23 protein-coding genes are annotated in these 23,407 nt (G+C 37.0%); 10 read left to right on the top strand and 13 right to left on the bottom strand.

The annotated features are described in order from the left end of the window. The first annotated feature begins 14 nt into the window (after positions 1 to 14). Positions 15 to 458 carry a DUF4395 domain-containing protein gene (locus ASE92_RS17200; protein ID WP_056851354.1) on the top strand — a complete coding sequence of 148 codons (444 nt, stop codon included), beginning with the start codon at positions 15 to 17 and terminating at the stop codon, positions 456 to 458. Positions 459 to 570: 112 nt separating this feature from the next. Here the strand turns inward: ASE92_RS17200 and ASE92_RS17195 are convergent, their stop codons facing one another. The 5 genes from ASE92_RS17195 to ASE92_RS17175 form a co-directional block, all read right to left on the bottom strand. After that, positions 571 to 1,602 carry an LLM class flavin-dependent oxidoreductase gene (locus ASE92_RS17195; RefSeq protein WP_056851353.1) on the bottom strand — a complete coding sequence of 344 codons (1,032 nt, stop codon included), beginning with the start codon at positions 1,600 to 1,602 and terminating at the stop codon, positions 571 to 573. 79 nt (positions 1,603 to 1,681) lie between these two features. Continuing rightward, positions 1,682 to 2,365: a hypothetical protein gene (locus ASE92_RS17190; protein WP_157255776.1), complete on the bottom strand. Its 684-nt coding sequence runs from the start codon at positions 2,363 to 2,365 to the stop codon at positions 1,682 to 1,684. Between the two features lie 133 nt (positions 2,366 to 2,498). Beyond that, complete coding sequence (gene dnaK, locus ASE92_RS17185; RefSeq protein WP_056851351.1) at positions 2,499 to 4,355, bottom strand: molecular chaperone DnaK; 1,857 nt, start codon at positions 4,353 to 4,355, stop codon at positions 2,499 to 2,501. After that, a complete protein-coding gene (locus ASE92_RS17180) occupies positions 4,336 to 4,596 on the bottom strand; it encodes a hypothetical protein (RefSeq protein ID WP_157255775.1) in 261 nt (86 codons plus the stop codon). The genes dnaK and ASE92_RS17180 overlap by 20 nt, the downstream gene beginning before the upstream one ends. Before the next feature lie 193 nt (positions 4,597 to 4,789). Continuing rightward, positions 4,790 to 6,019: a glycosyltransferase gene (locus ASE92_RS17175; RefSeq protein WP_056851349.1), complete on the bottom strand. Its 1,230-nt coding sequence runs from the start codon at positions 6,017 to 6,019 to the stop codon at positions 4,790 to 4,792. Positions 6,020 to 6,170: 151 nt separating this feature from the next. Here ASE92_RS17175 and ASE92_RS17170 point away from each other — a divergent pair, with 151 nt between their 5' ends. Then, a complete protein-coding gene (locus ASE92_RS17170) occupies positions 6,171 to 6,752 on the top strand; it encodes a tRNA-(ms[2]io[6]A)-hydroxylase (protein ID WP_056851348.1) in 582 nt (193 codons plus the stop codon). Positions 6,753 to 6,841: 89 nt separating this feature from the next. Here ASE92_RS17170 and ASE92_RS17165 read toward each other — a convergent pair whose 3' ends face one another. Both ASE92_RS17165 and ASE92_RS17160 read right to left on the bottom strand, forming a co-directional pair. After that, positions 6,842 to 7,924: a DUF3810 domain-containing protein gene (locus ASE92_RS17165; protein ID WP_056851347.1), complete on the bottom strand. Its 1,083-nt coding sequence runs from the start codon at positions 7,922 to 7,924 to the stop codon at positions 6,842 to 6,844. A 119-nt stretch (positions 7,925 to 8,043) separates the two neighbouring features. Then, the gene (locus ASE92_RS17160) at positions 8,044 to 9,378 is read right to left on the bottom strand and encodes a dihydroorotase (RefSeq protein WP_056851346.1); all 1,335 of its coding nucleotides are present in this window, start codon (positions 9,376 to 9,378) and stop codon (positions 8,044 to 8,046) included. A 542-nt stretch (positions 9,379 to 9,920) separates the two neighbouring features. Between ASE92_RS17160 and ASE92_RS17155 the strand changes: the two genes are divergently transcribed. The 4 genes from ASE92_RS17155 (at position 9,921) to ASE92_RS17140 (ending at position 12,565) form a co-directional block, all read left to right on the top strand. After that, a complete protein-coding gene (locus ASE92_RS17155; protein ID WP_056851345.1) occupies positions 9,921 to 11,267 on the top strand; it encodes a DEAD/DEAH box helicase in 1,347 nt (448 codons plus the stop codon). A 4-nt stretch (positions 11,268 to 11,271) separates the two neighbouring features. Next, positions 11,272 to 11,544 (top strand): hypothetical protein, encoded by a 273-nt coding sequence (locus ASE92_RS17150; RefSeq protein ID WP_056851344.1) that lies wholly within the window; start codon positions 11,272 to 11,274, stop codon positions 11,542 to 11,544. Between the two features lie 126 nt (positions 11,545 to 11,670). Continuing rightward, entirely contained in the window at positions 11,671 to 12,006 is a 336-nt protein-coding gene (gene gldC / locus ASE92_RS17145) for a gliding motility protein GldC (RefSeq protein WP_010602534.1), read from the top strand. A 145-nt stretch (positions 12,007 to 12,151) separates the two neighbouring features. Further along, positions 12,152 to 12,565 carry a hypothetical protein gene (locus ASE92_RS17140; RefSeq protein WP_056851343.1) on the top strand — a complete coding sequence of 138 codons (414 nt, stop codon included), beginning with the start codon at positions 12,152 to 12,154 and terminating at the stop codon, positions 12,563 to 12,565. 31 nt (positions 12,566 to 12,596) lie between these two features. Here ASE92_RS17140 and ASE92_RS17135 read toward each other — a convergent pair whose 3' ends face one another. Continuing rightward, on the bottom strand, positions 12,597 to 12,983 hold the full coding sequence (locus ASE92_RS17135; RefSeq protein WP_056851342.1) for a hypothetical protein: 387 nt from the start codon (positions 12,981 to 12,983) through the stop codon (positions 12,597 to 12,599). 1 nt (position 12,984) lies between these two features. Further along, positions 12,985 to 13,464, bottom strand: coding sequence for a methylated-DNA--[protein]-cysteine S-methyltransferase (locus ASE92_RS17130; protein WP_056851341.1), 480 nt, complete (start codon positions 13,462 to 13,464; stop codon positions 12,985 to 12,987). A 366-nt stretch (positions 13,465 to 13,830) separates the two neighbouring features. On the opposite strand from ASE92_RS17130, the gene ASE92_RS17125 reads away from it, so the two are divergent. From ASE92_RS17125 to ASE92_RS17110, 4 genes are all read left to right on the top strand, one after another. Further along, complete coding sequence (locus tag ASE92_RS17125) at positions 13,831 to 14,496, top strand: heme exporter protein CcmB (protein ID WP_056851340.1); 666 nt, start codon at positions 13,831 to 13,833, stop codon at positions 14,494 to 14,496. A gap of 121 nt (positions 14,497 to 14,617) precedes the next feature. Further along, the gene (gene ccsA, locus ASE92_RS17120) at positions 14,618 to 15,283 is read left to right on the top strand and encodes a cytochrome c biogenesis protein CcsA (RefSeq protein ID WP_056851339.1); all 666 of its coding nucleotides are present in this window, start codon (positions 14,618 to 14,620) and stop codon (positions 15,281 to 15,283) included. Positions 15,284 to 15,372: 89 nt separating this feature from the next. Continuing rightward, on the top strand, positions 15,373 to 15,591 hold the full coding sequence (locus tag ASE92_RS17115; RefSeq protein ID WP_056851456.1) for a CcmD family protein: 219 nt from the start codon (positions 15,373 to 15,375) through the stop codon (positions 15,589 to 15,591). A gap of 133 nt (positions 15,592 to 15,724) precedes the next feature. Continuing rightward, the gene (locus tag ASE92_RS17110; protein ID WP_056851338.1) at positions 15,725 to 17,146 is read left to right on the top strand and encodes a Glu/Leu/Phe/Val dehydrogenase; all 1,422 of its coding nucleotides are present in this window, start codon (positions 15,725 to 15,727) and stop codon (positions 17,144 to 17,146) included. Between the two features lie 279 nt (positions 17,147 to 17,425). On the opposite strand, the gene ASE92_RS17105 is transcribed toward ASE92_RS17110, so the two are convergent. The 4 genes from ASE92_RS17105 to ASE92_RS17090 all read right to left on the bottom strand — a co-directional run bounded on the left by ASE92_RS17105 (position 17,426) and on the right by ASE92_RS17090 (position 23,315). After that, complete coding sequence (locus ASE92_RS17105) at positions 17,426 to 19,036, bottom strand: Na+/H+ antiporter (RefSeq protein WP_056851337.1); 1,611 nt, start codon at positions 19,034 to 19,036, stop codon at positions 17,426 to 17,428. 55 nt (positions 19,037 to 19,091) lie between these two features. Then, a complete protein-coding gene (locus tag ASE92_RS17100; RefSeq protein WP_056851336.1) occupies positions 19,092 to 20,444 on the bottom strand; it encodes a hypothetical protein in 1,353 nt (450 codons plus the stop codon). 94 nt (positions 20,445 to 20,538) lie between these two features. Beyond that, on the bottom strand, positions 20,539 to 22,632 hold the full coding sequence (locus tag ASE92_RS17095; protein WP_056851335.1) for a hypothetical protein: 2,094 nt from the start codon (positions 22,630 to 22,632) through the stop codon (positions 20,539 to 20,541). 2 nt (positions 22,633 to 22,634) lie between these two features. After that, positions 22,635 to 23,315 carry a hypothetical protein gene (locus ASE92_RS17090; protein WP_056851334.1) on the bottom strand — a complete coding sequence of 227 codons (681 nt, stop codon included), beginning with the start codon at positions 23,313 to 23,315 and terminating at the stop codon, positions 22,635 to 22,637. Positions 23,316 to 23,407: the final 92 nt, after the last annotated feature.

The following is a 23,407-nucleotide window of genomic DNA, read 5'->3' as shown; positions in this document are numbered from 1 at the left end:
TTGAAAAAAGATAAATGGAAATATCCTGTCCCATCTCAGCAGAAAGAGTAAATGAAAATGTAGTTAGATTGATTGCATTTATGGTTGCATGCATTGCAATTGGCTGTGTTGTATTCTCAAATTATTGGGCAATATTTTTCCTAACTGGCGATTTCGCTTTAAGGGCCTTTAGTTCTGGAAAGTTCAGTCCGATGAAGTTTATAGCTATTAATTTAGCTAAGGCTTTGAGCTTAAAGCCTAACATGACCGATTTAGCGCCTAAAAAATTCGCGGCAACCATGGGCTTTGTTTTCTGCCTATTGATTACCGCGACATTTATACTTAGTTTTTTGACAGTGGCCTTAACGCTATCCGTTATGATGATAATTTTTGCTTTGCTCGAAAGCTTTCTAGGCGTTTGTATAGGTTGTTATGTTTATACTTTCGTCAATCTGATTTCGAAAGGCAATAAGTATTAAGCGTCTATTAGCTGCTTTTACTGAGCACAGCTGAAAATTTTTAAAAACCGAAGTTTGCCATTTCAAAGATTTCTCGATCGCGAATAGCCCATTTCGAAAGGAGGCTCTGAGACTATTTCGACAAAGCTTTTCTCACTTCCGGGGCGATTTTGTTCCCGAAGATTTCTATCGATTTCATCATTGCCGCGTGTGATGGTCCGCCGACGTCCATGTGTGCTGAGAAACGGGTTAAGCCAAAGGTTTCTTCCATAGCAAGAATTTTATCAACAGATTCTGCGGCATCGCCAATAATCAAAGCGCCGTTAGCACTTCTGCCGGCTTCAAATTGGTTTCTTTGGAACGGAGGCCAACCACGGCTTTTTCCTACTCTATTCATTTGAGCGGAGTATAAAGGATAATAATAATCTGCTGTTTCCTGACTATCCTCGCCAAATAGTGAGTGCATATGTACACCAACTTCAAATTTACTCATATCGTGGCCATAAGCCTGATAAACTTTTTTGTAGTAATCAAATAATGGCTTAAATTGCGAAGGTTGCCCACCAATAATCGCAAACATCACAGGTAAACCCAATCGTCCGGCACGTTCAACTGATTCTGGTGTACCGCCAACAGCCACCCAAATCTTTAAATGATCATTAACAGCACGGGGTAGAACCTCCTGGTTAACAAGCTCGGGCCTGAATTTTCCCTTCCAGGTTATTTTTGGTTCTTCGTTAATTTTTAAAAGCAGCGCTAATTTCTCTTCATAAAGTTCATCGTAATCCTGAAGATTGTAGCCGAATAAGGGAAAGGATTCGATAAAACTCCCGCGACCAGCCATTAATTCGGCTCTTCCATTAGAAATTAAATCGATAGTAGCAAAATTTTGGTAAAGCTTTACTGGATCTGATGAGCTCAAAACCGATACTGCACTACTCAACTTAATATTTTTGGTAACCGTTGCGGCTGCAGCCAAAATAATTTCCGGACTCGAAACTGCATAATCAGGACGATGGTGTTCACCAATGCCGTAGAAGTCTAATCCTACTTCATCCATCAATTTAATTTCTTCTATAATTTCCTGAAGTCTTTGTTGGGCGGGTTGAATTTCTCCCTTTGCATTAACTTGCAAATCGCCGAACATGCCGATACCTAATTCCATAATTGCTAAAATTTATATAGCAAAGTTAATAGGTTAGGGGCAGAGAAGTTTTGATGTATGGTAAGAAAATTCATTGTCATTAAGCAATCCAAGTATTTACAATTTCATCGATTATCCATTTATCGCTTACTTTTTTAATAAAAATGGTAAACCCTTCTCCACATCTCGTTCCACAGAAATAACCAACAGTTAGAACTCCAAAATTCCTTTCCATGTCAAAATAAATTCTAGAGATAGAAAACGAACCGGAAAAACTTGAACCATAATTGCTAAAAACACCATCGGCCTTATTAATTTTTGGCATTTTTGAAGAAATTTGAAGTTTAAATTTCTTTTTGGTTTTGATGTTTTGGTAAGGAATTGTTAGCGTTTCATTTCTTGGCCTTTCTTTTTCCTCTTTAATTTTGAAGTGATAAAATAATTCCTGTTTGTATTTTTCATCAACATCTTTTAATATAGGATTAAACTGCACATATAAGGTACTCGTGTCTTTATTTAAAGAATCTAGTCTTCCTTTATAGATGATTGAATCTTTTGCTAAATTAGAATAATCAAATCTGATAAACTTATTATTTTTATCATAAACTGATTTAGGTACAGGTAGTCGAAATTCGTATATCCTCAAATCCATGCAGGTTGAGTCAATTATTGCAGGAAGAAGTGCGGTAATGATGGTTTCTTCTTCTTCAATGTTTTTCTTTTTGTTACTGCAATTTGATAGAATTAACAAACTGAAAATAATACAAAACAAATTCCTCAGCATTGGTTTTTAATTGAATGATGAATTTAGATTTGTTTTTCCATATAGCGCAAATGATTATGAAACAAGCTCAAAGTGAAATGCTTTAAATGAATTAGAATTAATATCATCGGACTTCCAACTCCCAACCTCGGACTTACTCTATCTTCTTACCTTTCATCGCTGTGGAAATCGCCGCGTCCATTACACGTTCAGCAAACGGACGAGTGAACTCATTCAACTCATCGGCTTTTTTCAAAATCGTATCTTTTTCCTGTGTGGCTAAAGCAGTTTTCAAAGCTTCGATATGAACTTTTGTTTCGGCAATTTCTGCGTCTGTTAAATGTTCAGCATGCTTTTCAATAAAACGCTCTGCAGTGTAAAGGAGTTGCTCGCCCTCACTTCGAGCCTCAATCAACATGCGTTGCTCCACATCGCTTTGCGCAAATTCAATGCTATCCAACAACATTTTTTCAACTGTATCATCACTTAACCCATAACTTGGTGTAATCTCGATTTCCTGCTTCACACCCGAACGGAGTTCAATAGCTTGTACTGTTAAAATTCCATCAGCATTTAGCAAAAAGTTGATATCTACTTTCGGCAAACCTGCAGGCATCGCCGGAATTCCTTTCAAATCGAATTCCGCTAGTTTACGATTCTCCTTTACCAAATCGCGTTCACCCTGATAAACAGAAATTTTCATATTTACCTGCCCATCAATCGAAGTGGTGTATTGGCGACCGGCTTTGGTAGGCACTTTGCTGTTACGGGAGATAATTACATCCATTAAACCACCCATCGTTTCGATACCAAGCGAAAGAGGAGTAACATCAAGCAATAAAATATCAGAACGATTTCCAGCCAAAACATCAGCCTGGATAGCAGCACCTAAAGCCACAACCTCATCAGGATTAATATTATCCTGCGGTTTTTTGCCAAAGAAATTCTCTACCGCTTGCTTTACAAATGGCGTACGGGTAGAACCGCCCACTAAAATTACTTCATCAATATCTGCTGAAGTTAAATCTGCATCTTTCAAAGCGTTTTTACATGCGGTGATGGTTTCATCCACCTTTGCGGTGATCAATTGCTCAAAAGTTTGCTTATCCAAAGTACACCAGATTTCGCCCACCTGCTCGTTATATAAATTTTGCGTAGAAAGCGCTTTTTTAGCTGCTTCAGCCTTTAAACGCAAGGTTTGCATTAAAATGTTATCTGCAGCAACTGCTGCAAAATCAAATTTATTTTTCTCGATCCAATAGTTTAAAATCGCCCGGTCGAAATCATCGCCGCCAAGGTAAGTGTTGCCATTGGTAGCCAAAACTTCGAAAATTCCATTCTGAATTTGGAGGATAGAAACATCAAAAGTTCCACCACCTAAATCGTAAACGGCAATGGTTTTTTGCTCAGTCGGATCAAGCCCGATTCCGTAGGCCAAACTTGCTGCGGTTGGTTCGTTAACAATCCGCATGACGTCAAGTCCGGCAAGTTTCCCGGCATCCCTTGTGGCCTGTCGCTGACTATCGTTAAAGTACGCCGGAACAGTTATAACAGCCCGATTCACAGGTGTTTTTAAAGCATGTTCTGCTCTCCCTTTAAGTTCTTTTAAAATTTCAGCAGATAATTCGATTGGCGTATAAAAACGATCTCCCGCTTGAATTTTTACCAAAGCATCTGTGTCATCATCAATCACTTTGTAAGAAAATATATCTTTGTGTTCAGCAACATCTTTGTAAGAGCGGCCAAGTAATCGCTTCACCGAGAAAATGGTATTAGCCGGGTCTGTAGTTAAGAACTCTTTCGCCTCATTACCCACAATTGCTTCGTTTTGGCTGTTGAAATATACTACCGAAGGAACCAAAATTCCCTTACCAGCATCATTAATTACCTGCGGATTTTTATCAGGATTGATAAAAGCAACCAAACTGTTTGTGGTGCCTAAATCTATGCCTACTATAATTTCTTCCTTCTGAAACGAACCTGTAGCAAGGTTAATTGAAATTTTTGCCATGCTGCGAATTTACGCAGATTGTTGCAATGTTTAGAGATTGAAATGTTTTAATGTTGTAAAGAAAGCCGGTAAGCCCAAGAACGGAAAGTTCGGAGATAAAAGCCGTAAGTTCTGTTTCATCTTTCAATCCTAAAATCCTGGTCCGTAATCTTTTCTTATCCTGAAAATCCCAAAATCTGATTGGAAATGAATGGTTCTGTAATGCTTCGTGAAAAGCAGCCCTGCTTTTGGTACAAGCCAAACAGAAAAAAGTTTGGGCTTTCCCCGCCAATCAGGTTTATAAACAGAAGTAAAACGCTTTTAGGAAGAAAACCACCCCCAACCCCTCCATGAAAATAAGGAGGGGAGCTAGACACTGCTACTAAACAGATAGAAACACACGGCTTTGTCCGTTTTTATCAAGAAAAAGTGAAAGCCTGTCGGGCTAAGACAAACTACTTTCTATTCTTCTCTTCAATCCACAACGACATATACTTTGTGCTTTGCATAGTATGATGATTTAAAATCTGACCAATAAAATTATGCTGACGATGATTCTGGATATCCAGATTTTCCAAAACACTTATAAATAAGTCGGCAAAATGCGTAGGCGAATATCGCTCATTAATGATCTTAATGCCATTTTGTTGAGCTATAGACCAAACCGTTTCATCATTGTAAAGCAAAATTGCTTTCTCTATAAAGTTTTCTAAGTCATCTTCAATAAATCCATTCCAATCCAGCGAACCTTTCATGGCCTCGGCACCAACTGAAGTGGTAATAGATGGCGTTCCAACTTGCATGGCATCGATAAATTTTCCTTTAACACCAGCACCAAACTGGATAGGAGCAAGTAAAATCCGGTGCGTTGAAATCGCTTGCCTTGCATCAGTGGCTCTTCCACGAATAAAAAACTTTTCGTTTTTATTCTCCAACTGTAATACTTTTTGAGAAGCATAAGAACCATAAATATTCATATTTACCCCAGGTAGTTTCTTCGTTAATGTGGGCCAAATTTTGGTTTTTAAAACCTGAACAGTGTTCCAATTCGGTTCATGTAGAAAATTACCAATGAAAACAAAATCTGCCCTTTCTTCAAAAGAAGTCCAGTTTTTAATGGATTCTTCTGTAATTTCGTTTTCAAGAAACGGGAGATAGTAGAGTAACGAAAGATCGATTTTAAAAGTTTCTTCCAAAATTTTCATCTCCACCTCAGAAATAATCAACGAAAGATCACAACGCAGAATAGAAGCAATTTCTCTCCTTGCTGTATCAGAAAATAAATCGATTTCCGACTGCTTTTTATCACTTTGCTGTCTGGCACTTCGCAGGCTATGTAAATCTTCAGTGTCTAAAATCCGAAGCGCATCGCGGCATTCCTGCTGAACCCGCCAACCATACTGTTCCTCAACCATAAAACGATCAAAGAGTACAATATCGGGGTTTAACTTTTGAAGAAATAAATTGAAACTTTCATCATTTAGTTTTATTGACTCCTCAACTACTGAAGTGTGTGAGAAATCAAAACTGAAATCACTTTTCGATGCCGCCGAGGCAAAAGTGACCTGATAACCTTTCTGCAAAAATAAATCAACCAATTGAATCATTCTTGTTCCAGCTGCCGATGAAGTAGGCTCAGGCCAAACCAATCCAATGATCAATATTTTTTTTGCGCTTCTATTCATCTTCTACAAAATAAGCTCTTTTTTTTTGCTCCCGCAGATAAATGTGATTTTCGCAGATTAAAATTTTGATCTGCATTTATCTTCTAAATCTGCGGGAGATATTAAACGTATCTTAAATATTCTTAATTTTGCAGCTCAATTACACCACCACATGTTAGGATTAAAATTGTTGACAGACCCACGTTGGGCGAATATTGCTGAATCGAATTTAGAAGAAATTTTATCTGACCATGCCTGGTGCGAACAAAAAGCAGCATCGAACGCCATTACTTTAATCACCCAAAACTCTGAGCACCAGGATTTAGTTGATGAACTAACAGCCATTGCAATTGAAGAAATGCAGCATTTTCAAATGGTAATTGAAATTATTAAACAACGCGGTTACACTTTAAGTCGCGAACGGAAGGACGATTACGTTGGCCGTTTAGTGAAGTTCAGTAAAAAAGACGGTAGCAGAAACCAGGCTTTTGTTGATCGGCTGTTGTTTGCTGCAATGATTGAGGCCAGAAGTTGCGAGCGTTTTCGAGTGCTTTCTCTTAATATAAAAGATGAAGAATTAGCGAAATTCTACCACGAGCTTATGGTTTCGGAGGCTGGACATTACACTACTTTTCTAAATTTTGCCCGTAAATATTCTACTGATGTTGATGTAGATAAGCGCTGGAAAGAGTGGCTGGAATTTGAAGGGGAGTTAATCCAAAGCTTCGGAACGAGAGAGGCGATACATGGATAAGCGTTATAAGTTGTATGTAATAGGTTGTATGTTCTGGGCGTAAATACCATTCAAATTGCACTGTCAACCTGGAACTTTTAACTTTCAACCTATAACTGTAAACGCTCAACCTTTAACTCCTTCTTATGTATATTCCAAAGCCAAATCACAATATCCTGATAGCTATCGATTCCTTTAGGCTGGTTGTTGAGCTTTAAGAAACTATCAAATGCGGCATCCATGTATCCGAACATGTCGCCATTGTATTTTCGCCAAAATTCTTTCTCCGTTCTAAAATCATCTAAAACTTTTTGAGATAATTTATCGTGAAGTATTTTGTAATCATCGGGAGATTTCATTCTAATTTCAAACAAGATATACCTCAGCATCTCGTAGTTGGCCGAATATTGGTAATTCACATCGGGACTATTGCTTGCAGTTAAATAGCCTAAAAGATTAGCCTCATCTTCGTACGAAGTGCCTATTTGATGTGCAATTTCATGGCAAGAAACATAAGGTTTTACAAAATCAGGCAAGGCCATATTCATGTTTGCCTCGCCGGTTAATGGCGCATAATAACCTTCTATTCCTGCTTTGCTCACTAAATACGGACTTAAAACAGATTTTAAACAGGAATTTTTATAGCGGAATAGCGAATTCCTTCTCTCCATGAAGTTATAGGCTTTGGCTGAGCTGATTTCCAATTCCTTAATAGAGTAAGAGGGAATTCCCGTCTGCTTTAACTTTAAATCATTTGTTTTTTTAACAAAATATTCACCCAAAAGACACAACTCTTGTACGCTATACTTTTCGCTTCCAATACCTAACACTTCACTCACACTTGGCCGACTGTAGTTTAAGCCCCAAACCAGCTTGAAGATAATGTAAAAAATTAAACAAAAGTTTAAAACCTGTAGCGGTACAATAATTCTGTGTTTTCTCTTTAAAGATTTTCTTTTTTTGAAAAACCTGATGATTCTGTAAACGATAAAACCAATAATTAATGCGTAAACAATATCACCAATGGCAAAAGGAAAAATAGAGGATACAAACCTTAGTGACGAAGAAATGTAGGGATAAATACCCGTTGAATAATACTTTTGAATAAGGCTTGGGAATAAGCCGAAAAGGAAAATCAGAGTAGCTAGACTGATTGAAACCAAAAGTGTTTTGTATATTGAATGTCTAAACACTGTTAATAGTGGCCTTTTAAAGATTGAATTTTTAAGATAACAATAATGCCGTCGTCATGAATTTAATTAGGATACACGATTAATGTTTGCATTTTGATTGATAAACAAATATAACAAACCTATCTGGCAAAAGTTAGGCGCTTTCCAATCTGGTCGGTAGTAAATCTGCCTTTCTGATAAGCCAAATTTCCTGACACAAAAGTGTGTGTAACGCTGGCTTGGAAAGTATCTCCATCAAAAGGACTCCAGCCACATTTGTAGAAATTATTTAATTTGGTTACTTTCCATGAGTCTTTTAAATCAACCAAAACTAAATCTGCCCAATAGCCTTCGCGAATAAATCCACGTTTTTCGATATCAAAACAGATAGCCAGGTTATGCGCCGTTTTCTCCACTATTTTCTCTAATGAAATTTTGCCTTGTAAATGCATTTCCAATAAAGCAGGCAGAGCATGTTGAACTAATGGTCCGCCTGATGGAGCTTGTGAATAAGGCTGTTGTTTTTCTTCTAAGGTATGTGGCGCATGGTCAGTTGCAATCACATCAATATTATCATTTAAAACACCCTGAAGAATACCATTCTGATCTTCTTCCGTTTTAACAGCAGGATTCCATTTGATGAAATTTCCTTTAGTTGCGTAGTCTTTATCATTAAACCAAAGGTGATGCACACACGCTTCTGCAGTTATTTTTTTATCTTTTAATGGGATGCTATTATCGAAAAGTGCAATTTCTTTCGCCGTTGAAATATGAAGAATGTGCAAACGCGTTTGGTAGGCTTTCGCCAGCTCAACCGCTAAAGAAGAAGATTTGTAACATGCTTCAGCACTACGGATTAAGGGATGCATTTCTATCGTTAAATCATCGCCGTATTTTGCCTGAAATTCGGCTAAATTATGGCGGATAGTGGCCTCATCTTCGCAATGTGTGGCCACTAAGATTGGTGCTTTGCTAAAAATGTTTTCCAATGTTTTTTCATTATCAACCAACATATTCCCAGTTGATGAACCCATGAAAACTTTTATGCCACACACATTTTTTGGGTCGGTTTTTAAAACTTCTTCAATGTTGTCATTACTGGCACCCATATAAAATGAGTAATTGGCTAATGAAGTTTCGCCAGCAATTGCATATTTATCAGCAAGTAAATCTTGCGTTAAAGTATTTGGAACCGTGTTTGGCATTTCCATGAAAGACGTAATTCCACCTGCTACAGCTGCCATACTTTCTGTAAAAATATCCGCTTTATGCGTTAAACCTGGCTCGCGAAAATGCACTTGGTCATCAATCATTCCTGGTAAAAGGTATTGCCCTTCAGCATTAATTTCTTGTGCATGGGCTGCAGAAAGGTTTTGACCTATTTTGGCAATAAATCCATCTTTAATTAATACATCGGCAACAAATTTCTGACCTTCATTTACAATTGTTGCAGCTTTTATCAGGTAAGCATTCATGGTTTCAAAGGTAGTGTTTTAGTAGAAAGTACAAAGCCGAAAGAATAAAGTAAAAAGTGACGAGATTGGGCGGACGAAAGGTGTAAATTAAGTGTGGTGTTGTTGTTTTGACTTAAATAAGCCTGAATTTTATAAAACTCAATATAAATGAGGTTAAGAACTGTCGTCATTGCGAGGCACTAAACAATCTTCTTTAATAAGATAATACAACAAATGAGATTGTACCAAAGGTATTCCTCTGGAACTTCTACCGATAAAAAATCGGGATCGCCGGCCTGCCGCAGGCAGGCAATGACGTAAAGTTAAAAACGTCAATAGTAGGTACGAAGCATCTGTAACCGACGAAAGAGATTCCGTGCTTCAGAATGACATAGATTAAAAAAGATTGAAATAATAAAAGAGATACCGACATTGAAGAACTACTGATATTGCTTTCCCCTAAATCTCTTTAAGTGATTTTAGCTTCATTAGCTCACGTCTCACGACTCCGAACTTCACACTAGTTTAAGCCTTTCAGCTTAAAAAGCCTATCTTTGTGCGCTATGGCAAAATCGTTCGAAGAATTTAAATTAAATAGGCAAATTTTAAATGCAGTTGCCGATGCAGGTTATACCGTTGCCACTCCCATACAGGAAAAAGCAATTGCACCGGTGCTATCAGGACAAGATATTTTTGGTATTGCCGAAACCGGAACTGGAAAAACTGCGGCTTTCGTTTTGCCCATTTTAATGCAGTTAAAATATGCTCAGGGTGAAAATCCGAGGGCTTTAATTTTATCGCCGACACGTGAACTGGCCATGCAGATAGCTGAGCAGGTGAAGCTGTTCTCCACTTATACAGACTTGCGTTCGCTGGTAATTTTTGGCGGAATTGGTCCGAAAACGCAGAAAGAGCAAATAGCAAAAGGCGTTGATATTTTAATTGCTACGCCTGGAAGATTTCTGGATTTATATTTGGATGGAGATATTAATACGCAAAGCTTAAAGTTTTTGGTACTTGATGAGGCCGATAAAATGATGGATATGGGCTTTATTGGTTCGATACATCGGATTTTAGAAATCGTTCCACGCAAACGCCAAAACCTGTTGTTCTCTGCAACAATGAGCGATTTAGTTCAAAAAATTGCTGGAGATTTTTTAAATAACCCGCTTGTAATTGAGGCATCTGCACAGGCTACACCTGCTGCTAATGTAACGCAAACCTTATATTACGTTCCAAATTTTAAAACAAAAATCAATCTGTTACAACATCTTTTAAAAAATGATGAGGCCTTTACCAGGTTGATTATTTTTTGTAAAACTAAAACAGTAGCAGATAATATCTTTAGTTTTATTGAACGAAGATATGGTGCCGACAACGTTCGGGTGATTCATGCTAATAAAGGACAAAATACCAGAATTAACTCCATAAATAGTTTCAAAGAAGGTAATATCCGGGTATTGGTGGCCACTGATGTAGCCAGTAGGGGAATTGATGTGAGTGACGTAAGTCATGTAATTAATTTTGATGTACCCATTATTATTGAGGATTATGTGCATAGAATTGGTAGAACGGGTAGGGCTTTTGCCAAGGGCGACGCCATTACTTTCGCTACTGATGCTGAAAAATACTACATCCGTAAAATTGAAAAGCTAATTCGCCAATATATTCCTGTAGCTGAAATCCCGGAAGGTGTTTACATTGATGAAACGCCTTACGAGGAACGTCAGCATATTGCCAAGGAAATTGACATGCAAAAACGCAAGGAAGACCCTGATTTTAAAGGCGCTTTCCATGAGAAAAAACATGCTGCAGCAATAGATAAGAAGGCAAGAGAAAAAGCTAAAGCTAAGGCTGGAAAAGAAATTAAAAGTTTTAAAAAAGGTAAACGTTTCGATAAGAAGAAGTAGTGAAATGAAATTGAGGATTACCCCTTTAAACATCATTGGAGCCGCTGGTTTAGGCCTAGCGGTTTTTAATCTATTAACTGCTAAAGATACTGCACCGAGACAGATCGACATGAGTGGTTTTTATCTGCTTATTTTAGGATGCCTGATCTTGGTTACTTTTATTACCGATTTAATTTTCCGTTTCACACTTAAAGATTTGAAGAAGATTTGGCTTGTAGAATCTATCTTTATTGTTATCACCGTCATCCTGATCATTATCATTAGAAAAATAGCGTAATTCAAGCGTAAAAAAATCTTTCCAATTCATTCATCGGTGCAATCAAATCAAAAAATAAGCATCTTTGCAACCGTAAAAATAAACTGATAACTGCATACTTTTTATCGGTATAATCAATTTTTGAAAATGAAGACAGCAGAAATAAAACTAACAGTTGAGTTAGATGAGGCAAATAATCCTGATAACATCCTATGGGAAAGTACTGATTCTGGTAATGCAGATAAAGTACCAGCTAAAGCGATGTTTTTATCCGTTTGGGATCACAACTATAAAAATACTTTGAAAATAGATCTTTGGACAAAGGATATGCCTGTTGATGAGATGAAACGGTTTTTCTACGAAACGTTGCAAACCATGGGTGATAGCTTTTTAAAGGCTACAAACGAAACCTTAATTGTTGAAGATTTACGTGATTACTGTGCGCATTTCGCGGAAAAGATGGGTATTATTGAAGGGCAGTAATTGAGTCATTAGTCATTAGTCATTAGAAAATGCGAAACAAATTAGTGATAAGATATGATCTAATAGCAAAATCAATTATTAAAGTCTATGGAGTCTTTAAATCAGTGTAATCAACCCGCAGGAAAAATTTAAATCTTGAATCAAAATGTTAATTCTAAATAAATTCAGAGCCTGGTTAGGCATTTTGTTATGCGTAGTGGCAGGTTTTTGTCCAATGTTAAAGGTGCCGATAAAAGGAAATTGGAACTTATATCAGTCTGATGCCCGTCTATTTTTTATTACCTATGCAATCATTGCAATTTCTGTTCTTTTCCTTTTTATCAGAAAAGCAGGTGCCTTTCGGTTTATGAGTTTCGTAATGGCCATCTGGTATGTGCTGGCAGTTATTGCAGTTTATTTTACAGCTAATAATTATACGAAGTACGGTTTTGCCAATAAATTAATTGGTAAAGTGGTGCATTTTCAATGGGGGTGGATTGTGCTTTTAGTGGGCGTAATTTTTATGCTTTTTAGCACTCAAAAAGGGAAAGAATTAGGAAACTCAACCACCGTCAGTTAATCTAACTTGAAAGCATCTGGCCTTTGTTTGATTAAACCGCTGTAAAATGGTCATCAGCACCATCTTCCAGCGGGATATAAATCCTTTCCCACTCTTCTCCATCTAAAATTTCCCAAGTGTGTCCTTCACCAAATGTATCTGCAGCTATTAAAATAATTCCGGGTTCAAGAATGAAGGATTGACCGTTACTCACCGTAAATTTTAATTTCCCTTTAAGCGTAATAACGTACTGTCTACGTGGTGCAGCATGAGGACTGTATTGCAAGGAGACATCTGTTTGAGCGAAGAAGTAATTAGCGTTGATATGCTGTCTGATTGGTATTGTTCCTGATTCAAAATCACACTTCCCGTCGGTAATATTGATTAAACGAATGGCTTTTATATTTTTGGTATCGGCTTTATCTGATAATTTGTCCATGCTAAAATTTTAATTCTGTTTGACCTTTCTGTGAAACCTCTCTCTCGTGTTGCAGCAACCATTGTTTTCGCCATAAGCCACCGGCATAACCTACCAATTTTCCTCCACTACCAATTACTCGATGGCAAGGAACCACTATAGCAATATTGTTTTTGCCGTTAGCAGCAGCTATTGCCCGAATAGCTAAGGGTTGATGTGCCGAAAACTTAGCATAGGAGGTAGTTTCGCCATAAGGAATGGTGAGTAGGTTTTGCCAAACCCCTTGCTGAAATTCAGTTCCTTTTTGTTTTATTGGGAAATCGAAAGCTTCTAAATCCCCTTCAAAATAATCTTCAAGTTGCTTTGCCACAATTTTGGTCAACTCATTTTCCCTTAACTCATCAATATCTTGTTCTGAAAAAGTGATGGCGTAAACAAAATCATCGTCAGCTAAGATGGTTATTTTTCCAATTGGTGATTCTAATACTGATGCGTAATCCATATTTTTTACCACAGATGTTAACAGATAAACACAGATGTTGGCTTACAATAATAATGAAATAACTTATCTATGTTTATCCTTTTCATCAGTGGCTAATATTTTCAGTGTATTCTGTGTTTCTGAGGCAGACTTAATTTTGTAGCTAGCTTCGTTTTTTCTTATAATCCATAAAATATTTTTGCCCACGGAAGCACGGAGTCCACGGAATAAAAAAAACATTATATACTTTTTAAGTAATCTAACAGATAGTTTTTCTTGTATTCAGTGTTTCCGTGCTAATATTTAACAGCTAAAACTTTATACAATATTACAACAATCCAACAAATTACCCTTACAATATTTATCAATAAAAGTATCTTTGCGGTTATGCAATTGGCCAATGAGGTTAAATATTTAATCCACAAGGAAGTGCTGTTAGAGTGGCGCTCCAAATATACCATCAACGGTGTATTATTGTATGTAGTTTCCACCATTTTTACCTGCTATTTATCTTTTGTCAGCTTAGGCGATAAGCTTGCCTGGAATGCATTGTTCTGGATAATTATCTTATTTGCATCTATCAACGGGGTTTCAAAAAGTTTTTTGCAGGAAACTAAAGGACAACAGTTATATAGCTACGTTTTAGCGAGTCCGGCTGCGGTTATAATATCGAAAACAGTTTATAACGTTTTGCTAATGTTGGTATTAACTACCATCGCATTAGGTTTTTATACTTTGGTGTTCGATTCGTTTACACCGCCCGATTTGCTTTTATATTACGTAGCCGTCGTGATGGGTAGCATCAGTTTTTCAACGGTTTTTACCATGGTTTCAGCCATTGCAAGTAAAGCAGGAAACGGCGGAATGCTGATGGCAATTTTAAGCTTCCCGATTATTATTCCAGTACTCATACTTTTAATAAAATTAGCAAAGAATGCAGTTGATGGCTTGCCCTGGGAGAATAGTTACGATGAAATTGGAATGTTGTTGGTTGTAAATGTGCTTACAGTTGCCACCTCATTATTGTTATTTCCTTACCTTTGGAGGGACTAAAAAATGATTGAATTATAGAATGAATGGTTGAGAGAATGTTGATTTCTATCGCTTGAAATTATTGAGTAACAGCGGCAACATTCACTCATACAAAAATCACTCCTTCAAAATTAATATATGTATGAATAAAACTTGGTGGAAAATTTTAGGTTCAGTGCTGGTAGTTTATACTGCAATTGCAGGTTTGTTGCTTGGCGTGCCTCGCTTGCCTATTTTAAATGAATCAATCAGGAATTTATATTTCCATGTTCCTATGTGGTTTGCCATGATTGTATTGTTCTCCATTTCTGTCTTTTACAGCATTAAATCTCTTAGCTCCAAAAGTGAAATTGATGATATGAAAGCTGTAGAGAGCGTAAATGCAGGGATCATTTTCGGTCTTCTAGGATTAGTTACCGGTGCCATCTGGGCGAAATATACCTGGGGCCAGTTCTGGAGTTTCGATCCTAAACAAAACTTTGCAGCCATTTCAGTTTTACTATATTTTGCTTATTTAATTCTTCGCAATGCGATAGATGAGGAACAAAAAAGAGCTAAAATTTCTGCTATCTATAACATCTTCGCTTTCCCAATGATGGTGGTTCTACTATTCGTTTTACCACGTTTAAAAGATTCACTACATCCTGGTAATGGCGGTAACCCTGGTTTTAACAGCTACGATTTAGATAGCCGAATGCGGATGGTATTTTATCCGGCATGCTTAGGCTGGATATTAATTGGGTACTGGGTTTACACCATTAAATTCAGACTACGCTCATTACAAAACAGACAGCAACAATCGAATTAGGGAAGAGCAGGGATAAAAGAATAATGAGCAAGGACAAAGGATTACAAACTCGCCACCCAAAATTAAAACACCAAAAATTAAAAACTAACATGAAAATGATATTGTTCTCCTTAATATTAATGCTTGCTACAATTCAGCTATTTGCGCAAGATAACGGCGTAGAAATGGCGGATAAGTTGCGTAGCGATGGTAAAATTTACGTTGTTGTTGCCTGCATAGTGATCATTTTGCTTGGATTATTGGCTTACCTTTTCTCTATCGATAAAAGATTAAAAAAAATCGAAAAAGAAAACTCACCTAAAAACTAAGTTTAAACAGTTTGAAGCTGTCTTTCTCTTCAGTTTTGATTGGTGTTGGCTTTACACTAAGTATTTTTTCATTTGGATATATGCGTTTTTTTTAGGCAATTTTGCGGCATACTTAATTCATAAAAAAGAAATAATGGCTAATCTAGCAGACGAGAACAAGTTTTTTGCTGATGTATGCAAGAACTTTGACAGTGCGGCTCAATTCACCAACCATCCTGAAGGTTTATTGAACCAGATTAAAGCGTGTAATAGTGTTTATCGTTTCCAATTTCCAATTCGCCGTGGAAATGGTTTCGAAGTAATTGATGCTTGGCGTGTCGAGCACTCGCATCACATGAGTCCGACAAAAGGTGGTATTCGCTACAGCGAAATGGTTAACGAAGATGAGGTAATGGCGCTTGCAGCCCTTATGACTTACAAATGTGCCATTGTAAACGTTCCATTTGGTGGCGCTAAAGGTGGTATCAAAATCAACACTAAACAATATAGTGTTGCCGAGTTAGAAACCATCACTCGTCGTTATACAACAGAGTTAATCAAGAAAAATTTTATTGGTCCTGGTATCGACGTTCCTGCTCCTGATTATGGATCGGGTGAACGCGAAATGAGTTGGATTGCAGATACTTATATGACCATGAATCCTGGTCAGTTAGATGCGTTAGGTTGTGTAACGGGTAAGCCAATTGCGCTCCACGGTATCCGCGGACGTAAAGAAGCTACTGGCCGTGGTGTTGCATATGCCGTTCGTGAATGCGTAGATGTTGCAGAAGATATGGCTAAACTTGGTTTCAAAGCTGGTTTAGGAGATAAAAGAGTAATTGTTCAGGGTTTGGGTAATGTGGGTTATCACTCTGCTAAATTCCTGGCCGAATTTGGAGCAACTATCGTTGGTTTATGTGAGTACGAAGGAGCAATCTATAATCCTAACGGCTTAAATGTGGATGAAGTTTTTGCACACCGTAAAAATACGGGTTCAATCCTTGGTTTCCCAGGTGCTACAGATTTCAAAAATTCGATGGACGGCTTAGAGCAGGATTGTGATATCCTTGTTCCTGCAGCTTTAGAAAACCAATTTACAGAGCATAACATCCGCAACGTTAAAGCAAAAATTATTGCCGAAGGCGCTAACGGACCTACAACTCCAGAAGCTGAGGCTATTTTCACAGAAATGGGCGGAATTATTATTCCAGATATGTATTGCAATGCCGGTGGTGTTACGGTTTCTTATTTTGAGTGGTTAAAAAATCTTTCTCACGTGGCTTTTGGCCGCATGGAGAACCGTTATGCAGCTAACTCAAATGCTAACCTAATTAATACATTAGAAAATTTGACAGGGAAAACTATCCTTCCAGAACACCGCTTAATGATTGTTAAAGGTGCATCTGAGATCGAATTGGTGAACTCTGGTTTGGAAGATACAATGATTCATTCTTACCACGAGATCCGTGAGACTTTGGTAAATAAACCAGCGACCCAAACATTAAGAACTGCGGCATTTGTTAATTCGATTGATAAAATTGCTGTTTCTTACATGAACTTAGGTGTTTGGCCATAGCCTATAACTGTAATTGCGAATCTCGATTTTATCAAGATTCGCAATCTTATTATAAATCCTTGCAGATGTAAAATTTGCAAGGATTTTTTTTTGAAATGTTAGTTCTTTTGCTTTGAACAGTCGTCCTTGCGAGGTATGAAGCAATCTTATGATAAAATAATACCACAAATGAGATTGTACCAAAGGCATTCCTCGGGAACTTCAATCGATTAAAAATCGATTTCGCCTGTTTGCTGCAGGCAAGCAAATACTCAAAGTTAAAACTCCAATGGTAAATCCTTATTCAGAGGATGTGATACTCAACTCTTCCAAGTCTAAACGCCATTCTTCTTTTCTAATGATATCATCGTCGTAGTTTTTGTTACTTTTCAAATGATGTAGTTCATCCCTTTGAACCTGAATCAAAGCCAGCACAATTTCATGATATGCTTTCAAATCTACCTGATCGATCTGTCCAGCTTTAAAGGCTTTCAGAGTATCTTTCTTTTCAATTAACGAGTGTTGGAGTTCGGCTTTTAAATTTACCATTAACTCATTGTGGGTACATTGATATTGATAATCAGCTTTTAGTTTATCCAACGAGAGATCAATTAATTTAAGTTTAATCTGGCTGGTCTGTTCCTGTTCAGATAATTTATGTTTCGGAGCTGGAATATTTAGCCACTTGATAAAAAACGGTAACGTTAAGCCCTGTACCACCAGCGTTACGAATATAACCACGAAGGTGATAAATAAGATCAAGTTCCTTAATGGAAATGGAATCTGATCGGAAATCATTACCGGAATAGATAATGCTGCGGCTAAAGAAACTACGCCCCGCATTCCGGCATAAACAATTACTAACGATGAATGCCAGGTCATGTCTTGGTAACGTACTCTTGATTTTTTATTGAAAATCTTGGTGATCCTGGCAGTGGAGAAGAGCCAGATAAAACGGACTACCAAAGCAAGTACACTTATTCCCACGCCGTAGCCTATTGCTCTACCTATCGGGTAATCTGGGCCAAGCCCTGCTACAATATCTGGCAATGCCAAACCTATTAAAATAAAAACTACACCATTTAAAAGGAATATCAAGGCAGACCAAACCGAAACGGTTTTAATTCGCGAGCTTGAAGTTAAAATAATATGTGATTGACTGGAGAGTAATAGACCTCCAGAAACAACTGCCATTACACCCGAACCCTCAAAATGTTCTGCTACGATATACATAAAGTAAGGCGTAATCAACGTAAGCACAGTATCAATGTTTTCGGTTGTAGGAAGCCATCTGTGTATGGCGTAAAAGATACCGCCAATAGCCAAACCAACCAAAATACCACAACCCGCTACGGAAACAAAATCTATCGCTGCATCATGCAGAACGAAAGTTCCGGCGGTAACAGCGACCAATGCGAATTTAAACACGATTAAACTGGAAGCATCGTTTACTAAACTTTCGCCCTCTAGTAAAGCACTTACCGTTTTTGGAATTTTTAATCCTTTAAGTACAGCGGCTGCAGCAACGGCATCTGGGGGCGAAATAATTCCACCCAGTAAAAATCCTAATGCCAAAGTGAAGCCCGGTATAAATGCAACGGAAGCATAAGCTACAGCCATTGATGTAATAATCACCAAACCAACGGCCATTAGAAAGATCCCTCCTTTATATTCCCAAAAATCTTTCCATGAGGTAAACCATGCGGCCTCATAAAGAAGTGGAGGTAAGAAGAGCAGGAAGACAATATCAGGATCGATTTTTACATGAGGGATACCAGGAATAAATCCGATAATTAATCCTGCTAATACTAAAAAAATAGGGTATGAAATCTTTAATTTCTGACCAACCATCACCAATAATGTCACGCCGAGTAACAAAATGAGGATTAAAATAAGATTGTCGTGGAGCATATTTGCTATTAGTTTGTTGCAATAAATTTATTAAGAATATTGGAATGATAAAATTCTACAGGGTTTTCAGGAGTTGATAAAGGCCATTAATGTCTTGATTATTCATTTCTAATTTGCCTTGTAAGGCAATTTTCTGGTCACCGGTAGCTTGAGCTGTGACGGTTAAATATTTCAAGCTCTGCAGATACCTGGTTATTATTGGCAAGCTAAATTGTCGGTTTAGTTGTTTAAAATTTAGATTCAAGGAAAGGAAATTATTGGTTTTTTGCGAATATTGATGAAGGGAAGTTCCTTTCTTTGTGCTGAGGGTAAGTTGCTTGCTATCTCCCCCAACAAATACATGGTAAAGAGGAAAGACCGATTTGTTAACTACGCAACTATCCAAATTTATAAAGTTTTGACGGGCCAGGTAATTTTTTAACGGCAAAGCATCAGCAGAAATATTGATCAGGAAGTTTGGAACATCTTTTTGCTGAAGTGTTACTTTCTGCACCTTTTCGAAATCATCGTTGTATTCATAAGTTATGATCGAATCCGTTTGTTTTATGGTATTTGTCCATTCCATATCAATGTAACCTTGATAGTATTTTACCAGGCTATCTTGCTCAATAAGCACATTTTTTAGCTTGAGTTCCTTTTTGGTGTTTCGTTCGAAATCTGCATTCAGCCAAAAGTTCATTACATTGTTTGTATTGGCCGGTTGGTAGCTGTAAAGCCCGGTCTTAATTTTCACTCCTTCTGGTGTGTTAAAAATGCCATTGAAACTGATTTCGCCACTTTTAAAATTAAGCTCTGCAAACTGAGCATTTTCTTCAAAAGCGACGTGACTATTGGAACTGATCAGCTGGCTAAATCCACCATCACTCATTTTTTTGAATTTTTTTTCATTTAGAACATCTTTCAGGGCCGCATCAAAGTTTGCAATCTGACTTGAAAAAACTACAACAGCACTTTTTTCGTCGTAACAGATTGCTACGTTACCCAATACAGATTTTGCATAATTAAGCTTCTTGCTACCCTTTTTAATTTGAAAACCTATGGTTTTGCTTATAAAATGTTCAAAATTTTTGAGATTTATGATTTTGAATTTGGTAAAAAACGAGGTGTTCGGTTGATCCTTTATGGTATACAAATATAGGTTTGCAGGAATGCTTAATCCATGGTCTATGCGCTTAAATGAACGCCCAATATTTTTCTCCGTATCTGATTTAAAGTAATGAACCGGGTTTGAGATGGCATTGAGCGCCAAGGTTTTTAAAATTTCATCAACACTTATCTTTACTAAAGAAGTGGTATTTTCTGGAATAGTTATTTGATTGGCACTGTAATTCCTGTACTTGAGCGTACCAATAAAAAAAATCAGCAGCGATATTAAAATCACTGCTGCTATTTTTAGAAATTTCTTCATACGTCATTTGTTGCCGCAGATTTTCATAAATGAACACAGATTTTTAACAAGTTAAATCTGTGTTCATCATTTTTACCTGTGGTTAATTGGTGAATTATTTCGAAGCATTTTCAATTAACGAAAACAGATATTTTAAAGCATTCTCATGTCCATTAGGTATTTCAGCACTAATGTCTGCAGAAACTACATTTCCCTTAATTGGATTCGATTTCATATAAATATTGCCCATTTTGCCCAAAGTTTCATTGAATTTCTTTGCCGTTTCTTCCCCACCAATTTCTTCCGTTGGCACTTTGCCTACCAGGTTTTTCGCATTGAATAAGAAACTAAAATTGTTTTTTGCCAAAAGCGTTTTGTGCGACTTATTAATTGCCGGAACGAAAGTATTGTTGCTGATACTTTCCATTTCTGTTAAAGAATTGCCAAAGAAAACGATACCATCTTTAATCATAAAGTAAATATCAACTGGGCTTTTCTTCTCCTCAATTTTATAAATGTTGTTGTTAACCGTAACATAGTTTTTATTCAAGCCATACTTAATCAGCTTGTTCATCAATCGGTGATCTTCTGATGAAAACATAAACAAGAAATCAGGCAAAGTTTCTTTTTTGGTTTTTGTTACTTCTTTACGGTTATAATCATCATCATAATCGTAAGTGGTGTAGGTAACATCTTTGGTATTTAAGCCATTAATTACAAACATGGCGTCGCCTTTAACCACCATACTTACCGCTTCTTCATCTAACAAAAGCGAAAATAAATCGGTTCCCAATTCAATTTCTTCTTCCATATTTTTTCCTAAAAACGAACCGTAAGTCTGTTTCATTAATTTAGGAAACTCTTCTAAATAGGCTTTTGTATCAATAGAATAACCCATAAAGCCAATTGCTTTATCACTATTAACATACTTCAGAAACTTTTTATTTAATTTCCTATTTATTATTTTTTTGTAGGCATCGGCTTGATCTTTGGCTAATTCTAATCCTGTAGAAATGCGAAAACTTTTTTCATCCATAAAAAGCTTTGCATTTAAACTGCCATAACCTTTCATTAAACCCGATTTTCCGTAAGTACCAAATTCGGGAGCAATGGAATTGTAAGCATCCTGTAGGCTGGAAACCCAAAGTTCGGCGATGGCTTTGCTATCTAAACTAGAGGTGTAAGATTTATTTTTTTCTATGGATTCATAATTCGCGGTGAATATTTTATTGGCTTCTGCTGTCATCCAAACCATAGCCAGCTCTTTTTTCAAGCTGTCCTGTTCTGCTCTTTCCTTTTGATATTCATCATATCGGTCGTCAGCATAGCCGGCTTCAGTCATTACTGCGGTACTATCTGTTGTATATCCATCTTCCATGTGAGGTGAATCCACAACCTCAATCATTGGTTCCTTTATTTCTATAACTTCTTTCGGTTTTTTAGCAATCGCTTTAGGTTTGCTTTTTGCACCTTTCTTTTTTCCCTTTGATTTCTTCGTAGCAATCTTCCTTTTTTGTGTCGGCTGCTTCTTTTTTACTACCTCACGGCTTTCCATTTGAGGATATGATTCGCCAATAGTAGGAGGTGCAGGAACGTCTACAACTATCACATCGCTGGCAACAGCTGCCGTACTATCTACAGTTGTAGTACTTTCTAGCGCAGCAACATCTTCATAATTAGTTTGATATTTAATGTCCTTAATTCCGTAGCGGGCAGAATTTGCAGAATCGGCAAAGAAAGAACTTCGGATGCTCCCTGTAATGAAATACAACATATCCTTATTCCACTTGATAATAATGCCCCCGTTATCGGGCATTTTCAATGTGCTCACATTTCCCTCAACTATGATTTTTTTGTCTTTATCCTTTATCAGGCTTTCAAATTTCGTAGCATCTTTAAGCGGAATCAAAAAACAATTGTAGGTAATACTATCGCTCAATTGGTTGAAATAGTACATGTTCTTTTCCAAATTCACACCAAAATCTTCAACACTATTTAGATTTTGATCAAGGGATTTTGAAGTTTCTGTTAATAATTTTTTGCCGAGAAACGACTCATTAAAATCTTTAACAAACATCAGTTTAAACACATTGTCGCCTTTGATGGTAGCAACAGTAAAAGCGTTTGAAGGGATTTTTTTGACTAGATCTTGAGCGTAATTTAATTTAGCGAGAAATAGAATGGAGACCGCAATTAGAATTTTTTTCATTTTTATTTAGATAGTTGTATTTGATTGGAAACGTTAATTTTTCCATTTATTAAATCCATCACACTTGCTTTAAGCATCACCGCTTTTTTGGATTTGGAAAGATTTGAGGCGGAATTAGAGGTGCTAGTAACTGGAGACTCAAAGCGGTAAATGCTGGTATACATTGCGCCGTTAAACACCGCCTTATCTTTACTTTTAAGTTTATTGTACTCGGTTTTTGCTGATGCAACTGCTTGATATTTCCGGTTAAAAGTTTTGGTTGTTTTATTATAAGTGTAAGAAGAGGTATTTGTTGCTTTGATTTTCTGCTGCGCAAGGATATTTTTGGTAATGTTGTTGATATTCGAAACATCCTTGAAAGAAAAACTTATGGTAGCGATATAATTATTAAAATCGCTGGTGGTTTTAACATTGGTGATGCCTTCGCTTTTGCGCAAATAGGCTGCTGCCTCATTTAGTTCTTTTTGAATTTTTTGCTTACTGGGCACTTTATATCCCTGAACACTATCCAACAGCATTAATGATGCCACTTTAGTTTTACTCTGGCTCAAATTAATGGTTAGCATTACATCGCCTGTGCCGTCGTTTCGCATGGTAATCTCTTCAACAACCTGAAAACATGAACTCAATATGGGTATGATAAATGCAACTGCAACTAAAATGTAGAACTGTCTAAGGTTCATAAAAATTCTTTAAATAAATGGGACGCAATTGAGGAATAATCTGAAGCTTCAAACTTAATCATTAAAGGCGAAATTTTAATCGATTTTCATTT

Origin of the sequence: Pedobacter sp. Leaf41, assembly GCF_001422545.1 — a bacterium.
Lineage (GTDB): Bacteria > Bacteroidota > Bacteroidia > Sphingobacteriales > Sphingobacteriaceae > Pedobacter.
The sequence above is the reverse complement of the archived record's forward strand: the minus strand, read 5'-3'. Positions and strand labels throughout refer to the sequence as shown.